At 61.7% G+C, this 18174-nt stretch carries 16 protein-coding genes; 11 read left to right on the plus strand and 5 right to left on the minus strand.

What is annotated here, in order from left to right:
- Positions 1-265 precede the first annotated feature (265 nt).
- Together AC07W4_RS26820 and AC07W4_RS26825 are read left to right on the plus strand one after the other, a co-directional pair.
- Positions 266-583, plus strand: coding sequence for a hypothetical protein (locus tag AC07W4_RS26820; protein ID WP_008053113.1), 318 nt, complete (start codon positions 266-268; stop codon positions 581-583).
- Between the two features lie 35 nt (positions 584-618).
- Positions 619-930 (plus strand): hypothetical protein, encoded by a 312-nt coding sequence (locus AC07W4_RS26825; protein WP_495034598.1) that lies wholly within the window; start codon positions 619-621, stop codon positions 928-930.
- Between the two features lie 185 nt (positions 931-1115).
- Here the strand turns inward: AC07W4_RS26825 and AC07W4_RS26830 are convergent, their stop codons facing one another.
- The gene (locus tag AC07W4_RS26830) at positions 1116-1706 is read right to left on the minus strand and encodes a TetR/AcrR family transcriptional regulator (RefSeq protein ID WP_495034599.1); all 591 of its coding nucleotides are present in this window, start codon (positions 1704-1706) and stop codon (positions 1116-1118) included.
- 149 nt (positions 1707-1855) lie between these two features.
- Here AC07W4_RS26830 and AC07W4_RS26835 point away from each other — a divergent pair, with 149 nt between their 5' ends.
- From AC07W4_RS26835 to AC07W4_RS26850, 4 genes are all read left to right on the plus strand, one after another.
- Positions 1856-2161 (plus strand): LysR family transcriptional regulator, encoded by a 306-nt coding sequence (locus tag AC07W4_RS26835; RefSeq protein ID WP_008053109.1) that lies wholly within the window; start codon positions 1856-1858, stop codon positions 2159-2161.
- Positions 2162-2300: 139 nt separating this feature from the next.
- A complete protein-coding gene (mexE, locus tag AC07W4_RS26840) occupies positions 2301-3542 on the plus strand; it encodes a multidrug efflux RND transporter periplasmic adaptor subunit MexE (protein WP_495034600.1) in 1242 nt (413 codons plus the stop codon).
- Between the two features lie 12 nt (positions 3543-3554).
- Positions 3555-6746, plus strand: coding sequence for an efflux RND transporter permease subunit (locus AC07W4_RS26845; RefSeq protein ID WP_495034601.1), 3192 nt, complete (start codon positions 3555-3557; stop codon positions 6744-6746).
- Complete coding sequence (locus tag AC07W4_RS26850) at positions 6746-8164, plus strand: efflux transporter outer membrane subunit (protein WP_495034602.1); 1419 nt, start codon at positions 6746-6748, stop codon at positions 8162-8164. Before AC07W4_RS26845 ends, AC07W4_RS26850 begins: the two co-directional genes overlap by 1 nt.
- A 247-nt stretch (positions 8165-8411) precedes the next feature.
- Here the strand turns inward: AC07W4_RS26850 and AC07W4_RS26855 are convergent, their stop codons facing one another.
- Positions 8412-9977, minus strand: coding sequence for an aldehyde dehydrogenase (NADP(+)) (locus tag AC07W4_RS26855; RefSeq protein WP_495034610.1), 1566 nt, complete (start codon positions 9975-9977; stop codon positions 8412-8414).
- Entirely contained in the window at positions 9977-10609 is a 633-nt protein-coding gene (locus tag AC07W4_RS26860) for a cysteine hydrolase family protein (RefSeq protein ID WP_495034603.1), read from the minus strand. The genes AC07W4_RS26855 and AC07W4_RS26860 overlap by 1 nt, the downstream gene beginning before the upstream one ends.
- A gap of 99 nt (positions 10610-10708) precedes the next feature.
- Here AC07W4_RS26860 and AC07W4_RS26865 point away from each other — a divergent pair, with 99 nt between their 5' ends.
- Together AC07W4_RS26865 and AC07W4_RS26870 are read left to right on the plus strand one after the other, a co-directional pair.
- Positions 10709-11203, plus strand: a complete 495-nt coding sequence (locus AC07W4_RS26865) for a winged helix-turn-helix transcriptional regulator (protein ID WP_495034604.1) — start codon at positions 10709-10711, stop codon at positions 11201-11203.
- A gap of 163 nt (positions 11204-11366) precedes the next feature.
- A complete protein-coding gene (locus AC07W4_RS26870; RefSeq protein ID WP_495034605.1) occupies positions 11367-11819 on the plus strand; it encodes a cupin domain-containing protein in 453 nt (150 codons plus the stop codon).
- Positions 11820-11999: 180 nt separating this feature from the next.
- Here AC07W4_RS26870 and AC07W4_RS26875 read toward each other — a convergent pair whose 3' ends face one another.
- Together AC07W4_RS26875 and AC07W4_RS26880 are read right to left on the minus strand one after the other, a co-directional pair.
- Positions 12000-12419 carry an organic hydroperoxide resistance protein gene (locus AC07W4_RS26875; RefSeq protein WP_007977775.1) on the minus strand — a complete coding sequence of 140 codons (420 nt, stop codon included), beginning with the start codon at positions 12417-12419 and terminating at the stop codon, positions 12000-12002.
- Between the two features lie 182 nt (positions 12420-12601).
- Positions 12602-13486, minus strand: coding sequence for a LysR family transcriptional regulator (locus AC07W4_RS26880; RefSeq protein WP_495034606.1), 885 nt, complete (start codon positions 13484-13486; stop codon positions 12602-12604).
- Between the two features lie 196 nt (positions 13487-13682).
- Here AC07W4_RS26880 and AC07W4_RS26885 point away from each other — a divergent pair, with 196 nt between their 5' ends.
- The 3 genes from AC07W4_RS26885 to AC07W4_RS26895 all read left to right on the plus strand — a co-directional run bounded on the left by AC07W4_RS26885 (position 13683) and on the right by AC07W4_RS26895 (position 18071).
- Positions 13683-15101, plus strand: a complete 1419-nt coding sequence (locus AC07W4_RS26885; RefSeq protein WP_495034607.1) for an MFS transporter — start codon at positions 13683-13685, stop codon at positions 15099-15101.
- 156 nt (positions 15102-15257) lie between these two features.
- Entirely contained in the window at positions 15258-17261 is a 2004-nt protein-coding gene (locus AC07W4_RS26890; RefSeq protein ID WP_495034608.1) for an aminotransferase class I/II-fold pyridoxal phosphate-dependent enzyme, read from the plus strand.
- 27 nt (positions 17262-17288) lie between these two features.
- The gene (locus AC07W4_RS26895) at positions 17289-18071 is read left to right on the plus strand and encodes a transporter substrate-binding domain-containing protein (RefSeq protein WP_495034609.1); all 783 of its coding nucleotides are present in this window, start codon (positions 17289-17291) and stop codon (positions 18069-18071) included.
- Positions 18072-18174 lie beyond the last annotated feature (103 nt).

Below are 18174 nucleotides of genomic sequence, written 5' to 3' on the forward strand. Positions count from 1 at the left end.
CGACTGCTTCGCAGCCGAACGCAGCCTCGCGGGCTCGGCAGCTGCTACAAAGGGTGTCGCGGCTGAAATTGCTTAACCGACAGCGTCACTGATGACTCGTACAAGGTAGGTGACGAGCACCGGGCCATAAAGGTTGAGACGAGAGCTGACGCTGTGCTGCTCATTCGCAACCTCAGCCTCCACTGAACTTCACCGGCTGGCGTGATTCGAGTTTGTGGGCTATTGGTTGATGACCAGGCATGAGTCCGCAAGAGAGGGGCTACTAATGAAAACGCTGATAGTTGATCACTCTTGGACCAAAATCATCGAGCGAGATGAGTTCGCCAAGGTCGCGCTGGCGGCGAAGATTGAGCAGATCGAAGAAATCGAAGCTGCCATTCGAGCGGTTGAAGGTGAAGAGGCGGCCCGCAATGCTCTAAATGATGGCTTGATAAAGCATGCATTAACGCGCTGCCTGGAGAACTTGCAGGGATCTGCATCGGTAACGGAGCAGGACTTCCGGGTCTGTTACGAGTTCGCGACAACCGCAGCGAAGAATGCAGAGCGAATCATTGACGAAGAGCTTGCGCACGTAGGGTCGTGATCGCAGGCGCCGCCCTCCGTGACCGGAAGCGATAGGTGGAGATTCCAGGATTTGGTGTTCAGCTATGCTTTCAGCACCTTGTTCAAGAAATGGATTTCGCTATGAGTAGCGTAAGAAAGCCGACACAGCGGGAAATCTCCGATGCCCTGGAACTTAGCGAAAGCGAGGTCGCGTTGTACGTTGCAGACGTAGAGGAAAAGGCCGATGGGGCGGGGCACTGGATCTTTTTCAGTGTATCAACGCCTAACGACATACTGTTCTGGCTCAGGGTCGGTAACAACCTGACGCTTGAAACAGATGCGATAAGCATTCTCTGGACAAAACAATCACCGAGTATCGCTCGTTAGGGCTCCGGGATCGCGGGCCAGCTCGGCCAAGCTCTGCTCGTGAAACGACCGCGACACCTTTTCTGGAATTTTATGAGGTGTCGTGACACAGCGAGTTTCGATCTGGTGTCATCAAAAAAAACCTGACATTGCCGCGACCTGAGTGAGATCGGGGCTCGGTCACTTCATCTGCACGTTGCTCGCGGTCAGCATTTAATGTCCGTGTCTTCTGCTGTTTTTTCTGCGCTGGCAGGCCAGGCATTGATCACCGATTGCAGGAACTGCTCCGACAATCGAGGGTTGTCCAATGCCCTGGCGATCAGTATCGCCCCGGTGATCGATGCAAGGATACGCAAGGCCTCCTGGTGTTTTTCATCATCGGTTTCGCCGTCGACCAATGGCATCAGCGTTTCGATCAGGGTTTGCACGCCTTGGGTGAACGAGTGGCTGATGGCACCGCCATTGCGCGCGACATCGGCTCCCAGGGCAGGGATCGGGCAGCCTTCGGTCCAGTTGTTCAAGTGGCTTTGGGTCAGGTAACCCTTGAGCAACTCGGGGATGGATTTGGCTGCTCGCCAGTCTTCGATGTTGGTTTCGAACGTGCGGCTGACCGCCTCTGACGCCAACTGCTCCTTGCCGCCGGGGAACTGTCCGTAAAAGCCGCCATGGGTCAGGCCCACCGAGCGGGACAGTTCGCCGATACCAATGCCATCGATGCCTTTTTCCCGGTACATCTTCGAGGCTGCGCCGAGGATCGCTTCCTTGTTGGCCGCTGCCTGGTCTTTCGTCACTTTCATGAGTGGGTTCCTGTCATCCGATGAGCGCCCTGGCAATTTTTTGCTGAAGGGCTGGTATTGATGATGATCATAATATAAATTTGCGGCAATGGCTTTGCAGGCCGACGAGCCCGTGGCTCGAGTCAGAACACCTCACAGGGTGCCGCCCCATGAAACGTCATGATCTGCGTCGTATCGACCTCAATCTGCTGGTGATTTTCGAGGCGCTCTTTCAGGAACGCAACGTCACTCGGGCCGCGCAAAGACTTTCCCTGGGCCAACCGGCGGTCAGCGGCGCATTGAGTCGATTGCGTACGCTGTTCAACGACCCTCTGTTTAAACGCATTGGCCACAAAATGGAACCGACCACCCGAGCCTTGCAGGTGGCGCAAACCCTTGGGCCCGCACTGGACTGTATCTGCGCTGTCGTCAGTCTGACGGCTTCCAATAAAAACCCTGTTGATTCAGAGGCTTGATCGGATCATTCGTTTTTTTGCCCTTAAACATGATGGTCATCATTAATGATGATAGCCAAGTTCACTCCATTCAATTCGTCGCTGCCCCCAGTGGGGGCGAGAATTTTTCAACCTCTAAACCCTCAGGCGGACACTAACCATGCAACAGTCACTCAAACCTTTGCGTTACCCCCTTGCTGCATTGGCGTTGGCGACCCTCACTGCTTGCGGCCACGCACCCGATGCCGCCAAGGCTGCGGGTGCGCCGCCTGTCACGGTCGCCAAAGTGCTCGAGCAACCCATCACCGAATGGGATGAAGTCACCGCCCGCCTGGAAGCACCGGAAACCGTCGTGGTTCGCCCGCGGGTGTCGGGGCAGATTGATCGTGTCGCCTTCACTGATGGCGAGTCGGTAAAGAAAGGGGATTTGCTGTTCCAGATCGATCCACGGCCGTTCGAACATGAAGTGCATCGTTTAGAGGCGCAATTGCAACAGGCTCGCGCCACGCTGGTTCGAACTGGCAATGAAGCGCAGCGGGGCCAGCGCCTGCTGAGCAGCAATGCGATCTCGGCGGAATTGGCCGACACGCGCAACACCACCGCCCAGGAAGCTCGCGCCGCCGTCGATGCGGTTCAGGCGCAACTCGATCTGGCACGCCTGAACCTGAGCTTCACCCGCGTCACCGCACCGATTACCGGCCGGGTCAGCCGTGCTGAAATCACCGCCGGCAACATCGTCACCGCCGACACCTCGGCGCTGACCAGCGTGGTCTCCACCGACAAGGTCTACGCCTATTTCGACGCCGACGAGCGCCTGTTCCTCAAATACGGTCAGCTCTCCCGTCAAGGCCAGCGCAGCCAGTCGACACCGGTGTACATGGGCTTGTCGAACGAGGAGGGCAATAGCCACCTGGGGCAGATGAACTTCGTCGACAACCAGGTCAACCCCAAGACCGGCACCATTCGTGGCCGCGCGGTGTTCGACAACGCCGACGGTCAATACACCCCGGGGTTGTATGCCCGGTTGAAACTGGTGGGCAGCGCGGCCTATGCCGGCCTGCTGATCAAGGACGAAGCGGTGGGCACCGACCTGGGCAAAAGGTTCGTGCTGGTGATCGACCAGGACAACAAGGCCGTGTACCGCAGCGTCGACCTTGGGCCGAAGCTCGAAGGCTTGCGCATCGTGCGCAGCGGTTTGCAGAAGGAAGACCGGATCGTCATCAACGGTCTGCAACGGGTCCGTCCCGGCGCAGTGGTCACGCCTCAGGACGCGCCGATGGCCGACGCGCAAACCGTCGCCAACCTGGCCCGTCAGCGGCAGGCCGTCGAGGCGGGTAATCAGCCCGTCGCGCCGTCACCGGCACTGGTGAAAACCGATGCAACCGTTTCGCCTCGCGGATAAAGGAACACTGCCATGAAGTTCTCCCGGTTTTTTATCACGCGGCCGATCTTCGCCGCCGTGCTCTCGCTGCTGATCCTGATCGCCGGCGCCATCGCGCTGTTCCAGTTGCCGATCAGCGAGTACCCGGAAGTGGTGCCACCCACCGTTGTCGTTCACGCCAACTATCCGGGGGCCAACCCCAAGGTCATCGGTGAAACCGTGGCCGCGCCCCTGGAGCAAGCCATCACCGGCGTGGAGAACATGCTGTACATGTCCTCGCAGTCGACGGCCGATGGTCGACTCACGCTCACCGTGACCTTCGCCCTGGGCACCGATCTGGACAACGCCCAGGTACAGGTGCAGAACCGCGTGACCCGCACCGAGCCGAAGCTTCCCGAGGAAGTGACGCGCATCGGTATCACCGTGGACAAGGCGTCGCCCGAGCTGACGATGGTGGTGCACCTGACCTCGCCGGACAAGCGCTACGACATGCTGTACCTGTCCAACTACGCGATCCTCAACGTCAAGGATGAGCTGTCGCGCCTGAACGGAATCGGTGACGTGAAGATGTTCGGTATCGGCGACTACTCGCTGCGTATCTGGCTCGACCCGAACAAGACCGCGTCACGCAACCTGACTGCTACCGACGTGGTCAATGCGGTGCGTGAACAGAACCGTCAGGTGGCGGCCGGCCAACTGGGTTCACCGCCTGCACCCAACGCCACCAGCTTCCAGATGTCGATCAACTCCCAGGGCCGCCTGGTCACCGAAGAAGAGTTCGAGAACGTGATCGTCCGCAGTGGTCCGGACGGCGAAATCACACGCCTCAAGGACATTGCGCGGATTGAACTCGGCTCCAACCAGTACGCTTTGCGCGCCTTGCTCAACAACCAGGAAGCGGTGGCGATGCCAATCTTCCAGCGCCCGGGTTCCAATGCCATCGACGTCTCCGACCAGGTGCGGGCGAAGATGGCCGAGCTGAAAAAGAGCTTCCCGCAAGGCATGGACTACGAGATCGTCTACGACCCGACCATCTTCGTGCGCAGCTCGATCGAGGCGGTGGTTCACACGTTGTTCGAAGCGCTGATCCTCGTGGTGCTGGTGGTGATCCTGTTCCTGCAAACCTGGCGCGCTTCGATCATTCCACTGGTCGCCGTACCGGTGTCGTTGATCGGTACCTTTGCCGTGATGCACCTGTTCGGTTTTTCGCTCAACGCCTTGTCGCTGTTCGGCCTGGTATTGGCCATCGGTATCGTGGTCGACGATGCGATCGTCGTGGTGGAGAACGTCGAGCGCAATATCGAGACGGGGCTCGATCCGGTCGAAGCGACCCAAAAAGCCATGGGCGAGGTGACCGGCCCGATCATCGCCACAGCATTGGTGCTGTGCGCGGTGTTCGTCCCGGCGGCGTTCATTTCCGGCCTGACGGGACAGTTCTACAAACAGTTCGCCCTGACGATCGCAATCTCCACGGTGATCTCTGCGTTCAACTCGCTGACCTTGTCGCCGGCATTGGCGGCGGTTCTGCTCAAGTCCCACAGCGCACCGAAGGACCGCTTTTCGAGGATTCTGGATCGCCTGTTCGGTGGCTGGCTGTTCAAGCCCTTCAACCGGCTGTTCGAGAAGGCCGGCAATGGTTATGTCGGGACCGTGTCCAAGGTCATCCGTGGCAGCAGCGTGGCGTTGCTGGTCTATGCCGGCCTGATCGCCATGACCTACATGGGCTTCAGCACCACGCCGACCGGGTTCGTGCCGACCCAGGACAAAAAGTACCTGGTGACCTTCGCGCAACTGCCGGATGCGGCCAGCCTCGATCGCACCGAGTCGGTGATCCGGCGCATGAGTACCATCGCCATGAACGAACCGGGCTTCGACAGCGCCGTGGCCTTCCCGGGCTTGTCGATCAACGGTTTCACCAACAGCCCGAATGCAGGCATTGCGTTCATCGGCTTGAGCGCTTTCGATGAACGCAAAAGTCCGAGCCTGTCCGCCGGAGCGATTTCCGCTTCGCTGAACGCCAAGTTCGGTGGCATTCAAGACGCCTACATCGCGGTGTTTCCGCCGCCGCCGGTTCAAGGCCTGGGCACCATTGGTGGCTTCCGCCTGCAGATCGAAGACCGCGGCAACCTGGGGTACGACGAGCTGTACAAGGAGACCATGAACATCATCGGCAAGAGCCGCAGCGTGCCGGAACTGGCCAACCTGTTTACCAGCTACACGGTGAACGTGCCGCAGGTCGAGGCCGCCATCGATCGCGAAAAAGCCAAGACCCACGGCGTGGCGATCAACGACATTTTCGACACGCTGCAGGTGTACCTGGGGTCGCTGTACGCCAACGACTTCAACCGTTTTGGCCGTACCTATCAGGTCAATGTCCAGGCCGAGCAGCAGTTCCGTCAGGAACCGGAGCAGATCGGCCAGTTGAAGGTGCGCAACGACCGTGGAGAGATGATTCCACTGGCCACCTTCGTCAAGGTCAGCCCGACGTCGGGGCCGGACCGGGTCTCGCACTACAACGGTTTCGTCACCGCAGAAATCAACGGCAGCGCCGCCCCGGGCTACAGCTCCGGCCAGGCGCAGGCGGCGATAGAAAAGCTGTTGAAGCAAGAACTGCCCAACGGCATGACCTACGAGTGGACCGACCTGACCTACCAACAGATCCTCTCCGGCAACACCGCGTTGCTGGTGTTCCCGCTCTGCGTCCTGCTGGCGTTCCTGGTGTTGGCGGCCCTGTATGAAAGCTGGAGCCTGCCGCTGGCGGTGATCCTGATCGTGCCGATGACCCTGCTGTCGGCGATTGCCGGGGTGATCATCTCCAAGGGCGACAACAACATCTTCACCCAGATCGGCCTGATCGTGCTGGTGGGGCTGGCGTGCAAGAACGCGATCCTGATCGTCGAGTTCGCCAAGGACAAACAGGACCAGGGCCTGTCGCCGCTGGACGCTGTTCTCGAAGCCTGCCGGCAGCGTCTGCGCCCGATTCTGATGACGTCGTTCGCGTTCATCATGGGCGTCATCCCGCTGGTGACGTCCACCGGCGCCGGTTCCGAGATGCGTCGGGCCATGGGGGTCGCCGTGTTCTCCGGGATGCTCGGCGTGACCTTCTTCGGTCTGTTGCTGACACCGGTGTTCTACGTCCTTATCCGTCGCTACATCGAACGTAAAGCCGCGCGCCAGGCGGCCCGCGCTCACTCGCTCAAGGTCATTGATCCGGAGGCACACTGATGAACGCTTTCAAGCTGTTTTTACCGAGCCTGCTGGTCACCGCGTTGGCCGCCTGCACCGTCGGACCGGATTACAAGACCCCCGACACGGCACCTGCCCATGTCGTCTCGGCACAAGGAGCCCACTACGATCAAACGCGTTTTGAAACGGTGTGGTGGCAGCAATTCGACGACCCCACGCTGAATCAGCTGGTCGGCAAAGCGCTCAATGGCAACCGCGATCTGCGCGTGGCCTTCGCCCGCTGGAAAGCCGCCCGGGCCATCCGCGATGACATCAGCAACGACAACCTGCCGGTGGTCACCAGCCGGGTCAGCAGCCAGCAGGGCAAGTCGCAGGTGCCGGGTCTGACCGAGAGTAGGGTCAACACCGATCGCTACGACCTGGGCCTGGACATGGCCTGGGAGATCGATCTGTTCGGGCGCATCCAGCGCGAGCTGGAGTCCAGCGATGCCCGGGAAGACGCCACGGCGGCGGACCTGTACCAACTGCGGGTGAGCATGATCGCCGAGCTGGTGGATGCCTATGGTCAACTGCGGGGTGCGCAACTGCGGGAAAAAATCGCCCTGGCCAACCTCAAGAACCAGAGCGAATCGCGCAGCGTCACGGTGAGCCTGCGTGACGCGGGCGTGGGCAATGAACTTGACGTGGTGCGTGCCGATGCCCGCCTGGCGGCCGTCGAGGCGAGCGTGCCGCAACTGCAGGCGGAGCAGGTGCATCACAAAAACCGCATCGCCACGCTGCTGGGTGAACGCCCGGACACGCTGGGCATCGACTTGAGTCCGAAGGACTTGCCGGCCATCGCCAAGGCGTTGCCGGTTGGTGATCCCGGCGAGCTGTTGCAGCGGCGCCCGGATGTGCGCGCGGCAGAGCGCCGTCTGGCGGCTTCAACGGCGGATGTCGGCGTGGCCACCGCCGACCTGTTTCCACGGGTGAGCCTGAGCGGATTCCTGGGGTTCATCGCGGGGCGTGGTTCGCAAATCGGTTCCAGTGCCGCCCGCGCCTGGAGCCTGGGTCCGAGCATCACCTGGGCTGCGTTTGACCTGGGCAGTGTGCGGGCGCGCATTCGCGGCGCAAATGCCGAGGCCGAGGGTGCGTTGGCAACCTATGAGCAACAGGTGCTGCTCGCTCTGGAAGAGTCGGAAAACGCCTTCAGCGACTACGGCAAACGCCAGGAACGCCTGCTGTCGCTGATCCGGCAAAGCGAGTCGAGCCGTGCCGCGGCCGATCTGGCGGCAACGCAATACAAGGAAGGGGTGGTGGACTACCTGGTGTTACTCGACGCACAACGCGAGCGCCTGAACGCCGAAGATGCCCAGGCACTGGGTGAAACCGACCAGTACCGGGCCATTGTGGCAATCTACAAATCCCTGGGGGGCGGATGGGACAGCGGCGACACCCGGCTCGCGAAAAACAACTGAGCTTGCTCCTACAGGGTTAGTGGGTGTACGCAGTATTTGTGGACTACCGAATCTACTGTGGGAGCGGGCTTGCCCGCGAAAGCGGTAGTTCAGCCACCGATGATGTTGGCTGTGCCGACGCCTTCGCGGGCAAGCCCGCTCCCACAGGGATTTTCAGTGGGCAAAAGAACTGTGTTTTGCCCCTACAACACCAATGTAGGAGCCGTCTCGCTCCTGCAGTCAGCGGTGGCCGGAGATGCATTTTCGTTCAATGACCGTCGACAAGACGCGGCAACCCCAAGGGATTGCCCTCGCGCAAAACCTCCGGCAACAAGGCATCCGGAAATCCCTGGTAAGCCACCGGGCGCAGGAAGCGCTCGATGGCGGTCATGCCCACCGAAGTAAAGCGACTGTCCGAGGTGGCCGGAAACGGCCCGCCATGCACGGTGGCGAAACACACTTCCTGCGGATGGGCGAAGGCATTGACCACGATGCGCCCGGTGCGTCGCTCCAGGGTTGGCAGCAGGCGACGGGCCAGTGGCAGGTCGTCCTGTTCAAGGTGCAGGGTCGCGCTGAGTTGCCCCTTGAAGGCGCGCGCTACCCGCAACAGCTCTGCTTCATCCCGGACCTTCACCAGCAGCGCGGACGGGCCGAATACCTCCTGGGAAAGCGCCGGCTCGGCGAGAAAATGTTCGCCATCGACTTCGAACAGCGCCGAACGACCATCGACTTCAGCGGTGGCGGTCGAGCCCACGGCGACGAGGCGGGCGCCGGCGTTTTCCAGGGTGCGCAGCCCGTTCAGATAGGCCCCATGGATGCCCGGTGTCAGCATCGTGCGCGCCGGTGCTGCGCTCACGCATTGGCTCATGGCGTGGCGCAGTGCTGCAAACCCTGCGCCTTCGACAGCCAGCAGGATCGCCGGCTTCAGGCAGGCTTGCCCGACGTTGACCAGCATGCGCTCGACAAAGCCATCGCCGATCTGCGCACCGCGTTCGGCGAGAGCCCGGGGCAGGATGAATGTCGGGTTGACGCTGGTCATTTCGGCGAAGACCGGAATCGGCTCGGGACGCAACTGTGCACGCCGATACAGCGCCATGCCGCCTTGTTCGGAACCGGTGAAGGTCACGGCCTTGATCAGCGGATGATCGACCAGCGCTTCGCCGATGGCGTTGCCGGAGCCACGCACCATGGAGAACACGCCTTCGGGCAATCCGCTGTCTTGCACCGCTTGGCGGATGGCACGGGCCTGGATTTCCGAGGCGCCGGGATGCGCGTTGTGCGCCTTGAGAATGACGGTCGAACCCGCCGCCAGCGCCGACGCGGTATCGCCGCCGGCCACCGAGTAGGCGATGGGGAAGTTGCTCGCGCCGAAGATCGCCACCGGGCCGATGGCGACTTTTTGCAGGCGATGGTCCATGCGCGGGCGCGGCTGGCGCTCCGGTTGTGCAGGGTCAATGGCCAGTTGCAGGAAGCGGCCCGTGCGCACCACATCGGCGAACTGGCGGAACTGGGTGGCCGCTTTGATTGCCTCGCCTTCCAGCTGCGCTTGTGGCAGGCCGGTTTCGAGGGCGGCCCGTGCGGCCAGCGCTTGGCGAACGCTATCGAGATTGTCGGCAATGCGTTCGAGAAACGCCGCACGCACGGCGAGCGAGGTATGGCTGTACACATCGAATGCTTGATCGGCCAGGATCGCCGCCCGGTCGACATCGGCCACGCTACCCAGCGCGAACGCCGGTTCAATCGGCTGGTTGGTCGCGGGATTGAGCGCCTTCAGGGTGCCTTCGCTGGCGCCAACTTCACGGGCGCCGATCAGCAGGTTGCCGGTCAACTGCATCACGCACCTGCCTGTGCCAGCGCGGCAACCAGTTCATCGGTGGTCAGGATGGCGTGAGCGAAGGTCGGGCCGTTCAGCTCGTGAGCCGAATGCATCATTTCCGGCTTGAAGGCGGCGGTCGCATCCCGTACCAGGGTGACGTGATAGCCGAGTTCCTGAGCGTAACGGGCGGTTGCCTCGATGCAGGTATTGGCCAGCAGGCCGACGATGATCACATGGGTGATACCCTTTTGCTTGAGGCGGAAATCGAGGTCGGTATTGGCAAAACCGCTGGAGCCCCAATGTTCCTGCACGACGATGTCGCCGTCCTTCGGCGCGAAATCGGAGTGCCATTCACCGCCCCATTCGCCCCGTGCGAAGTGATGCATGTGCATGATCTTGCACTGGGTGGGGCTTGGGTGATCCCAGTTTTCGTAGTCGCCTTTTTCCCAGCGGTGGTGCGGTACGATGACCACCGGAATGTCGAGCCCGCGAACGGTGCGATCAAGCGTACGCAGGTTGTCGAGCAGGCCGACGCCCTTGGCAATGGGCTCGATCAAGGGGTAGATCTTTCCGCCTTCCGACAGAAAGTCGTTGTAGGGGTCGACCAGCAGGTAGGCCGTCCGGTCAAGAGGGTAGGTGGCGCTGGGCATGGTGGTTCTCCGCAAAAGAATCCGTGGATGGTGAAGTGTAGTTGCTTGGAATTTACGTTGATATGATAATCATAGTAACTAGGAAAGAGGCAATACCGCATGTCGGTGAAAACAACTGTTTCTGAAACCCTGTGCCCGATTTCCCGGGCCGAAGCCGTTGTGGGCGACCGCTGGACGGTACTGGTCCTGCGTGAGTTGTTCATGGGCAGCCACCGCTTTGATGACATCCAGGCGCAGACCGGCGGTACGCCGCAAATGGTCGCGGCGCGCTTGAAGAGCATGGAGGCCGACGGGCTCGTAGAGCGCCGCGCTTACAGCGAACGGCCAAAACGCTACGAATATCACCTCACGGAAAAAGGCGACGGGTTCTACTCGGTGGTCCTGGCGTTGCGGGCCTGGGGCGAAACCTGGTGCAAGTCACCCGAGGAGGGCCTGGCGGTGGTCTATACCCACCGCAGTTGCGGCGAACCCGCCGGGCTCGGTCCGCTGTGCGCCCATTGCGGGCAGCCGTTGCGCCGCGCAGACCTGATTAGTGAACCGAGTGCCGCCTATGTCGCCGAACGTAGTGCCCGGCGCGAAGCGTTCAAGGCCTAGCGGCGGGTTTGTATCCGCAGGTATCCGCAACGCCCGCCGTTACCCGGGCATACAAAACCGGTGTTTCCAGACACCCGGGCGATACACGGCGGCCTTCAAATGCAACCACCGGCACCGTGTCATTTTCGGCGCGGCTGGCCAGGGTTCAACTGGAGGAAAGGCAATGTTGCGTATCAACACCCGTCACACCATCGGCAAGCTGGGTCTGGTTCTGACCGCTGCAGGGCTCGCTGCCTTCGCGAGTCTCTCTCAAGCCCAGGAAACACAGGCGGCCCCGGCGATGAAAAGCTGGCAGCAGGGCCTGCATCGCACCGACCTGGTACGCGAAGACCTGGGCGCTGCCGATCGCGAAGTCACTCAGGTGCTCGTGGATTTCGATCCAGGCGTGGTTTCGCCCAGGCATGCTCACCCTGGCGTAGAAGTGGCGCACGTGATCAGCGGCACCTTCGAATATCAGCTGGAAGGGCGGGCACCGGTGACGCTCAAGGCCGGTGATTCGTTGTACATCCCCGAAGGCGTCGCCCATGTGGCGAAAAACGTGGGCCAGGACAAGGCGTCGGAACTGGCAACCTATATCGCCAGGAAAGGCCAGCCGCTGCTGATCCTGAAGGAGTGAACTGTAGGAGCGAGCTTGCTCGCGATGGTCTTGAGAGCGCTGTGTTTAACCAGGAAACACGCGTTATCGTTAACGTCCATCGCGAGCAAGCTCGCTCCTACAACAACAACAACGATTGCGGTGTTCAGAAAGCCTGGCCTGACCGGTATTGAGACGTCAGGCCAGGCTTTTCCGCGTCGGTCAAACCAGATTGATCTCGACGTCGATGTTGCCGCGGGTCGCCTTGGAGTACGGGCAAGTCTGATGCGCCAGTTCCACCACGCTGCGTGCGATGGCCGGGTCCAGGCCCGGCAGGCTGACATTCAGACGGGCTTGAAGGAAGAAAGCGTTTTCGGACTTGCCCAGATCGATTTCGGCATCCACCGCAACATCGCTCGGCAAGGCCACTTTCAGCGCGACGCACGCCTTGCCCATCGCCCCGATGAAACAGGCCGACCAACCCGCCGCCAGCAGTTGCTCAGGATTGGTGCCGGCGCCCGAACCTCCGGGAGGCGAAAGCTTGATGTCCAGGCGTCCATCGGTGCTGCGCGCCTGACCGTCGCGGCCGCCGGTGGTGTGGGTCTTGCCGGTGTACAGCACGGTATCGATTGCATTGATCATGGTGGTTTTTCCTGTCAGTGGGTCGCTGGAATGCTCGGAAAACCTGCGCTTTCCGATGCGCCCCACTTTTTCATTTCCATGTACTGCACATATGTCCTGAACCTGGCGGATTTGTATCGCTGTGTAAGGTGGTCGGGGGAAATACACTTCGATACAAATCGCTTGAATGCGCGCCCCGGGGTTTATTGACTGCAAACCTCCCACACACAGCCGCGCAGCCAGCGATGGGCCGGGTCGGCATCCATGCGCGGGTGCCACAGCATCGACACCGTGATCGTCGGCGTGGGGAAGGGCAGGGCAAAGCAATGCATCCCCCGGCACAGGTTGCCGACGTGCCGCTGCGGCACGCTGGCGACCAGGTCTGAAGCCCGCGCCAGGGCAATCGCCGAAGAGAAACCGGCGACAATGGTGGCGATGTCGCGCTTCAGTCCCAGCTCATTCAAGGCGTCGTCCATGACGCCTTTTTCGTGGCCCCGGCGCGAGACCAGGATGTGCCGGGCGGCGGCATAACGAACCGCTGTCATCTCGCCTCGAGCCAGTGGATGGCCCTTGCGCACGACGCCAATGAACCGGTCGCGAAACAGCATCCGGGTCCGCACCTCCGGGCTGGTGGATTCGCCGATCACACCGGTTTCCAGATCCACCGCGCCTTCGCGCAGCAAGGTGCTGTCCTTGTTCAGCTTCTGCACGAAATTCAGGCGGACACCGGGTGCCTCCTGGTGGATGCGGGCGATCAGTGGCGGTCCGAAATTTTCCACGAAGCCATCGCTGGTGCGCAGGGTGAAGGTGCGCACCAGTTGATCGAGGTCCAGTGCCTCGGCGGGGCGCAGGACGGCTTCGGCGTCCTGCACCAGCGCGCCGACCCGTTCACGCAGCTCCAGCGCCCGGGGGGTGGGAACCAGTCCGCGCCCAGCCCGCACCAGCAGCGGATCGCCCGTGGTTTCGCGCAACCGCGCCAGCGCCCGGCTCATGGCGGACGGGCTCAGGCGCAAACGCTGCGCGGCGCGGGCCACGCTGCCTTCCTCCAGTAACACGTTCAGGGTGATCAGCAGATTCAGGTCTGGCATCGGAAATACCTGTGGGAGCGGGCTTGCTCGCGAAGGGGCCATCAGCCTCAACATTAACGTTGGCTGACACACCGCTTTCGCGAGCAAGCCCGCTCCCACACTGGTTTGTGGGTAGGTGGCGTCTGGTGCATGTATTCAGTGCAAATGCTGCGTCTTCCGCCATATTAGGTGCGGGCTTACGCTCCAGACAACCTGTTTGCGGAGTCGCGAGAAAATGAAGTCCATATCGATTCGGGGCGCGCTGGCCAGCCTGTCGCTGTCCATGCTGCTGTCATCCCTGGGCACGAGCATTGCCAACGTGGGTTTACCGACACTGGCCGAGGCGTTTTCAGCGTCGTTCCAGGCCGTGCAGTGGGTGGTGCTCGCCTACTTGCTGAGCATCACCGCGCTGATCGTCAGCGTCGGCCGGCTCGGTGACCTCCTGGGGCGGCGGCGATTGCTGCTGATCGGCATTGCGCTGTTCACCGTCGCCTCGCTCCTGTGCGCCCTGGCGCCCAATCTGTGGTTGCTGATTGCCGCCCGGGCCTTACAGGGCGTCGGTGCGGCGACCATGATGGCGCTGACCATGGCACTGGTGAGCGGGGCGGTGCCCAAGGAAAAAATGGGCAGCGCGATGGGCGTGCTCGGCACGATGTCGGCGATTGGCACCTCGCTGGGGCCGACGCTTGGCGGCGTGTTGATTGCCCAGGTGGGCTGGCAGGGGATTTTTCTGCTGAACCTGCCCCTGGGTGTCCTGGCGATCGGACTGGCCTGGCGCTTTTTGCCGCAGGATCGCCACGAGATGACGCCCACCCGACCCGATTTCGACACGCTTGGCGCTCTGGTATTGGTCCTGACCCTGTTGGCTTACGCGCTGGCCATGACCCTTGGGCGCGGTAGCTTCGGTCCGCTCAATACGGCGTTGATGCTGGCCACGGTGATCGGGCTGATTATGTTCGTGCTCGTCGAGCAGACCGCCTCGTCGCCACTGGTCAAACTGACGATGTTGCGCAATCCGCTGCTGAGCGCGGGGTTCGCCATGAGCACCCTGGTGACCACGGTGGTCATGGTCACCCTGGTAGTCGGGCCGTTCTATCTGTCGGGCGCACTGGGTTTGAGCGCGGCGAGTGTCGGGCTGGTAATGTCGGCCGGGCCGCTGGTGGCGGCATTGGCCGGCGTGCCCTCCGGACGCCTGGTCGACCAATTGGGCGTGCAGCGTTCGAGCACGGTCGGGCTGATTGCCATGCTGACCGGCGCTTGCATCCTTCCCGTCGTGCCGATGAGCGTCGGCGTAGTCGGCTACCTCGCGCCGCTGGTGGTCCTCACGGCCGGCTATGCGCTGTTCCAGGCGGCGAACAATACCGCTGTGATGGCAGATGTTGAGTTGCAGCAGCGTGGTGTGGTTTCCGGGTTGCTCGGGTTGTCGCGCAATCTCGGGCTGATCACGGGCGCCTCGGTAATGGGCGCAGTGTTCGCATTCGGCTCGGCCAGCCAAGATATTTTGCTGGCACAACCTGAGGCCATCGCACAGGGGATGCGGTTGACGTTTGCGGTTGCGGCGGGGCTGATCTGCATCGCCCTGGCGATTGGCGCGGTCAGCAAAATCGTTTCACGTCGCTTGATTGCACCGTGCTGAAAAACGGCGCGACTGTCGTGAAAACGACCTGTTTACGCTGAACGCGAAGCCTCGCGAGTTTTCTGTTGAACGAGTGTTCAGTCTGGACTATGTTGGGGCCACCTTCCCCCGGCTGGTTGCGGGCTTGCGTTTCTTCAATTCGAACGAGGCACTGGCATGCGGTTTTCACCCTTTGTTGAACGGATCAGTGGCCAAGGCGTTGCCGCCTGGGATATTCACTACGCGGCCAACGCGGCGCAGCGCAAAGGCGAGGACGTGATCATCCTCAGTGTCGGCGACCCGGATTTCCCCACCCCCGATTTCATTACCAATGCCGCCATCCACGCCTTGCGCGAAGGGGATACCCACTACACCGAAATCGCCGGCCGCCAGGCCCTGCGCGAGGCCATCGCCGGCCGCTACAGCCAACTGATCGACCGCGAACTGCAGGCGTCCAACGTCATTCTCACGGCCGGTGCACAGAACGCCTTGTTCGCCACCTCGATGTGCCTGCTCGGTGCCGGCGACGAAGTGATTGCCTTCGATCCGATGTACGTTACTTACGAAGCGACGCTCAAGGCGTCCGGCGCCACGCTGGTGCGGGTGCCTTGCGCGGCGGACGAGGGTTTCCGCCTCGATGCCGCCGTGTTGGCCAAGGCCATTACCCCGCGCACCCGGGCGATTTTCTTCTCCAACCCGAACAACCCCACCGGCGTGGTGCTGGGCCGCGAAGAGCTGCAAGCCATCGCCGAACTCGCCATCGCCCATGACCTGTGGGTGGTGGTGGACGAGGTCTACGAGAGCCTCGCCTACGAGCGTGAACACCTGAGCCTGGCGGCGTTGCCGGGCATGGCCGAGCGTTGCGTGGTGATCGGCAGCCTGTCCAAATCCCATGCCATGACCGGCTGGCGCATCGGCTGGGTCGTGGCCAATGAAGCCCTGGTCAATCATGTCGAAACCCTGGTGCTGAGCATGCTGTACGGCTTGCCCGGGTTTGTCATGGAAGCGGCGCTCAAGGCCGTGCAGTCCCACGACGAAGTCACCCACGGCATGCGCGAGGTCTACCGTCGGCGCCGCGATCTGGTGGTGTCCGGCCTGGCCGATTGCCCGGGCATCAGCGTGCTCAACCCCGATGCCGGCATGTTCGTGCTGGTGGACGTGCGCGGCACCGGCCTGACCTCGCTGGAGTTCGCCTGGCGCCTGCTGCGCGAAGCCGGTGTCTCGGTGCTGGATGCGGCGGCATTCGGTGAGCCGGCCCAGGGTTTTGTACGGCTTTCGTTCACCCTCAGCGATGAGCGACTGGCCCAGGCCTGCCAGCGCATTCGCGGCTTTGTCCAGGTGCTCAACGGTGAAGCGCCGAGGCCGGTGATCGGCACGGTGACCAGCACCGCGACCGTCGAACCGGTCGCCGCCAGGACCATGATCGAGGTCGATGGCCTGCACAAACGCTTCGGCAATATCGAAGTGCTCAAGGGCGTTTCCCTGACCGCCCGCGAGGGCGAGGTGATCTCCCTGATCGGTGCCAGCGGCTCGGGCAAGAGTACCTTGCTGCGCTGCATCAACATGCTCGAAGTGCCGGACCAGGGGCGCATCCTGGTCGATGGCGAAAGCATTCACCTTAACCAGAATCGTCCCGGCGCTCCGCTGGTGTCGGACGCCAAGCAGCTGGTGCGTATTCGTTCCAGCCTGGGCATGGTGTTCCAGAACTTCAACCTCTGGCCCCATCGCACGGTGCTGGAAAACCTCATCGAAGCGCCGACCCAGGTCCTGCGTGAAAGCCGTGCGGAGGCCACCGAACGGGCCGAAGCCCTGCTCGAACGCGTAGGCCTTGCGGCCAAGCGCAACGAGTACCCGGCGTTTCTCTCCGGGGGACAGCAACAACGGGTGGCCATCGCCCGGGCCCTGGCCATGCGGCCCAAGGTCATGCTGTTCGATGAACCCACCTCGGCACTCGACCCGGAACTGGTCGGGGAAGTGCTGCGGGTGATCCGCTCCCTCGCCGAAGAAGGCCGGACCATGATCCTGGTGACCCATGAGATGGCTTTCGCACGCGATGTCTCTTCCAAAGTCGCCTTTTTGCATCAAGGGCTGATCGAGGAAACCGGTTCGCCGGACGAAGTGTTCGTACACCCACGCAGCGAGCGTTGCCGGCAATTCGTCAACGCTCATCAGACTCGCTAACTCATCATAAAAAGACGGGAAAACAACATGGGAAATCGACGTTTTGCAAACTGGTTGACCGGTGCGGCCTGCGTAATGCTGGTCGGCATGAGTGCCGCCCAAGCGCAACCGATCAGGTTCGCGGTGGCAGCGGAACCCTATCCGCCGTACACCGAAAAACAAGCCAACGGTGAGTGGAAAGGCTTCGAAGTCGACCTGATCCACAAGCTGTGCAGCGAAATGAAAGCCGATTGCGAGATCAAGGAAGTGGCGTGGGACGGCATCATTCCATCGCTGCTGGCCAAGAAGATCGACGTGATCTTTTCCTCGATGTCGGTGACCGAAGAACGGGAAAAACAGATCGCCTTCAGCAAGGCCTACTACGACTCGGCGATTGCCGTCGTCGGCCCGAAAGAAGCATCGGTGAAGAAGTACCCGGATGACCTCAAGGGCAAGATCATCGGCGTGCAGAACTCGACCGTGAGCGCCAGCTACCTGAAGACCTACTACGAAAAAATCGCCGACGTTAAGTACTACGACACCCAGGACTCGGCCAACGCCGACCTGATTGCCGGGCGCATCGACCTGATGATGGCCGACGGCACCGCCATGGCTTCGTTCGTCAAGACCCCGGATGCCAAGGACCTGGCCTACCTCGGCACCGTGCCCTATGACCCGATCTTCGGCAAAGGCGTAGGCGCCGGCCTGCGCAAGGACGACACCGAACTCAAGGCGAAACTCGACAAGGCCATCCAGGAGTTGCTGGCGAGCAAGGACTATGACGAGCTGTCCCAGAGCTACTTCGGCACCAGCGTGAAGCCGGCGTTCTGACGACTGACTAAACGCAGATCCCCTGTGGGAGCGGGCTTGCTCGCGAAAGCGGTCTGACATTCAACATTGATGTCGACTGACACACCGCTTTCGCGAGCAAGCC

It is taken from the genome of Pseudomonas sp. GW821-FHT02A08 (assembly GCF_059422045.1).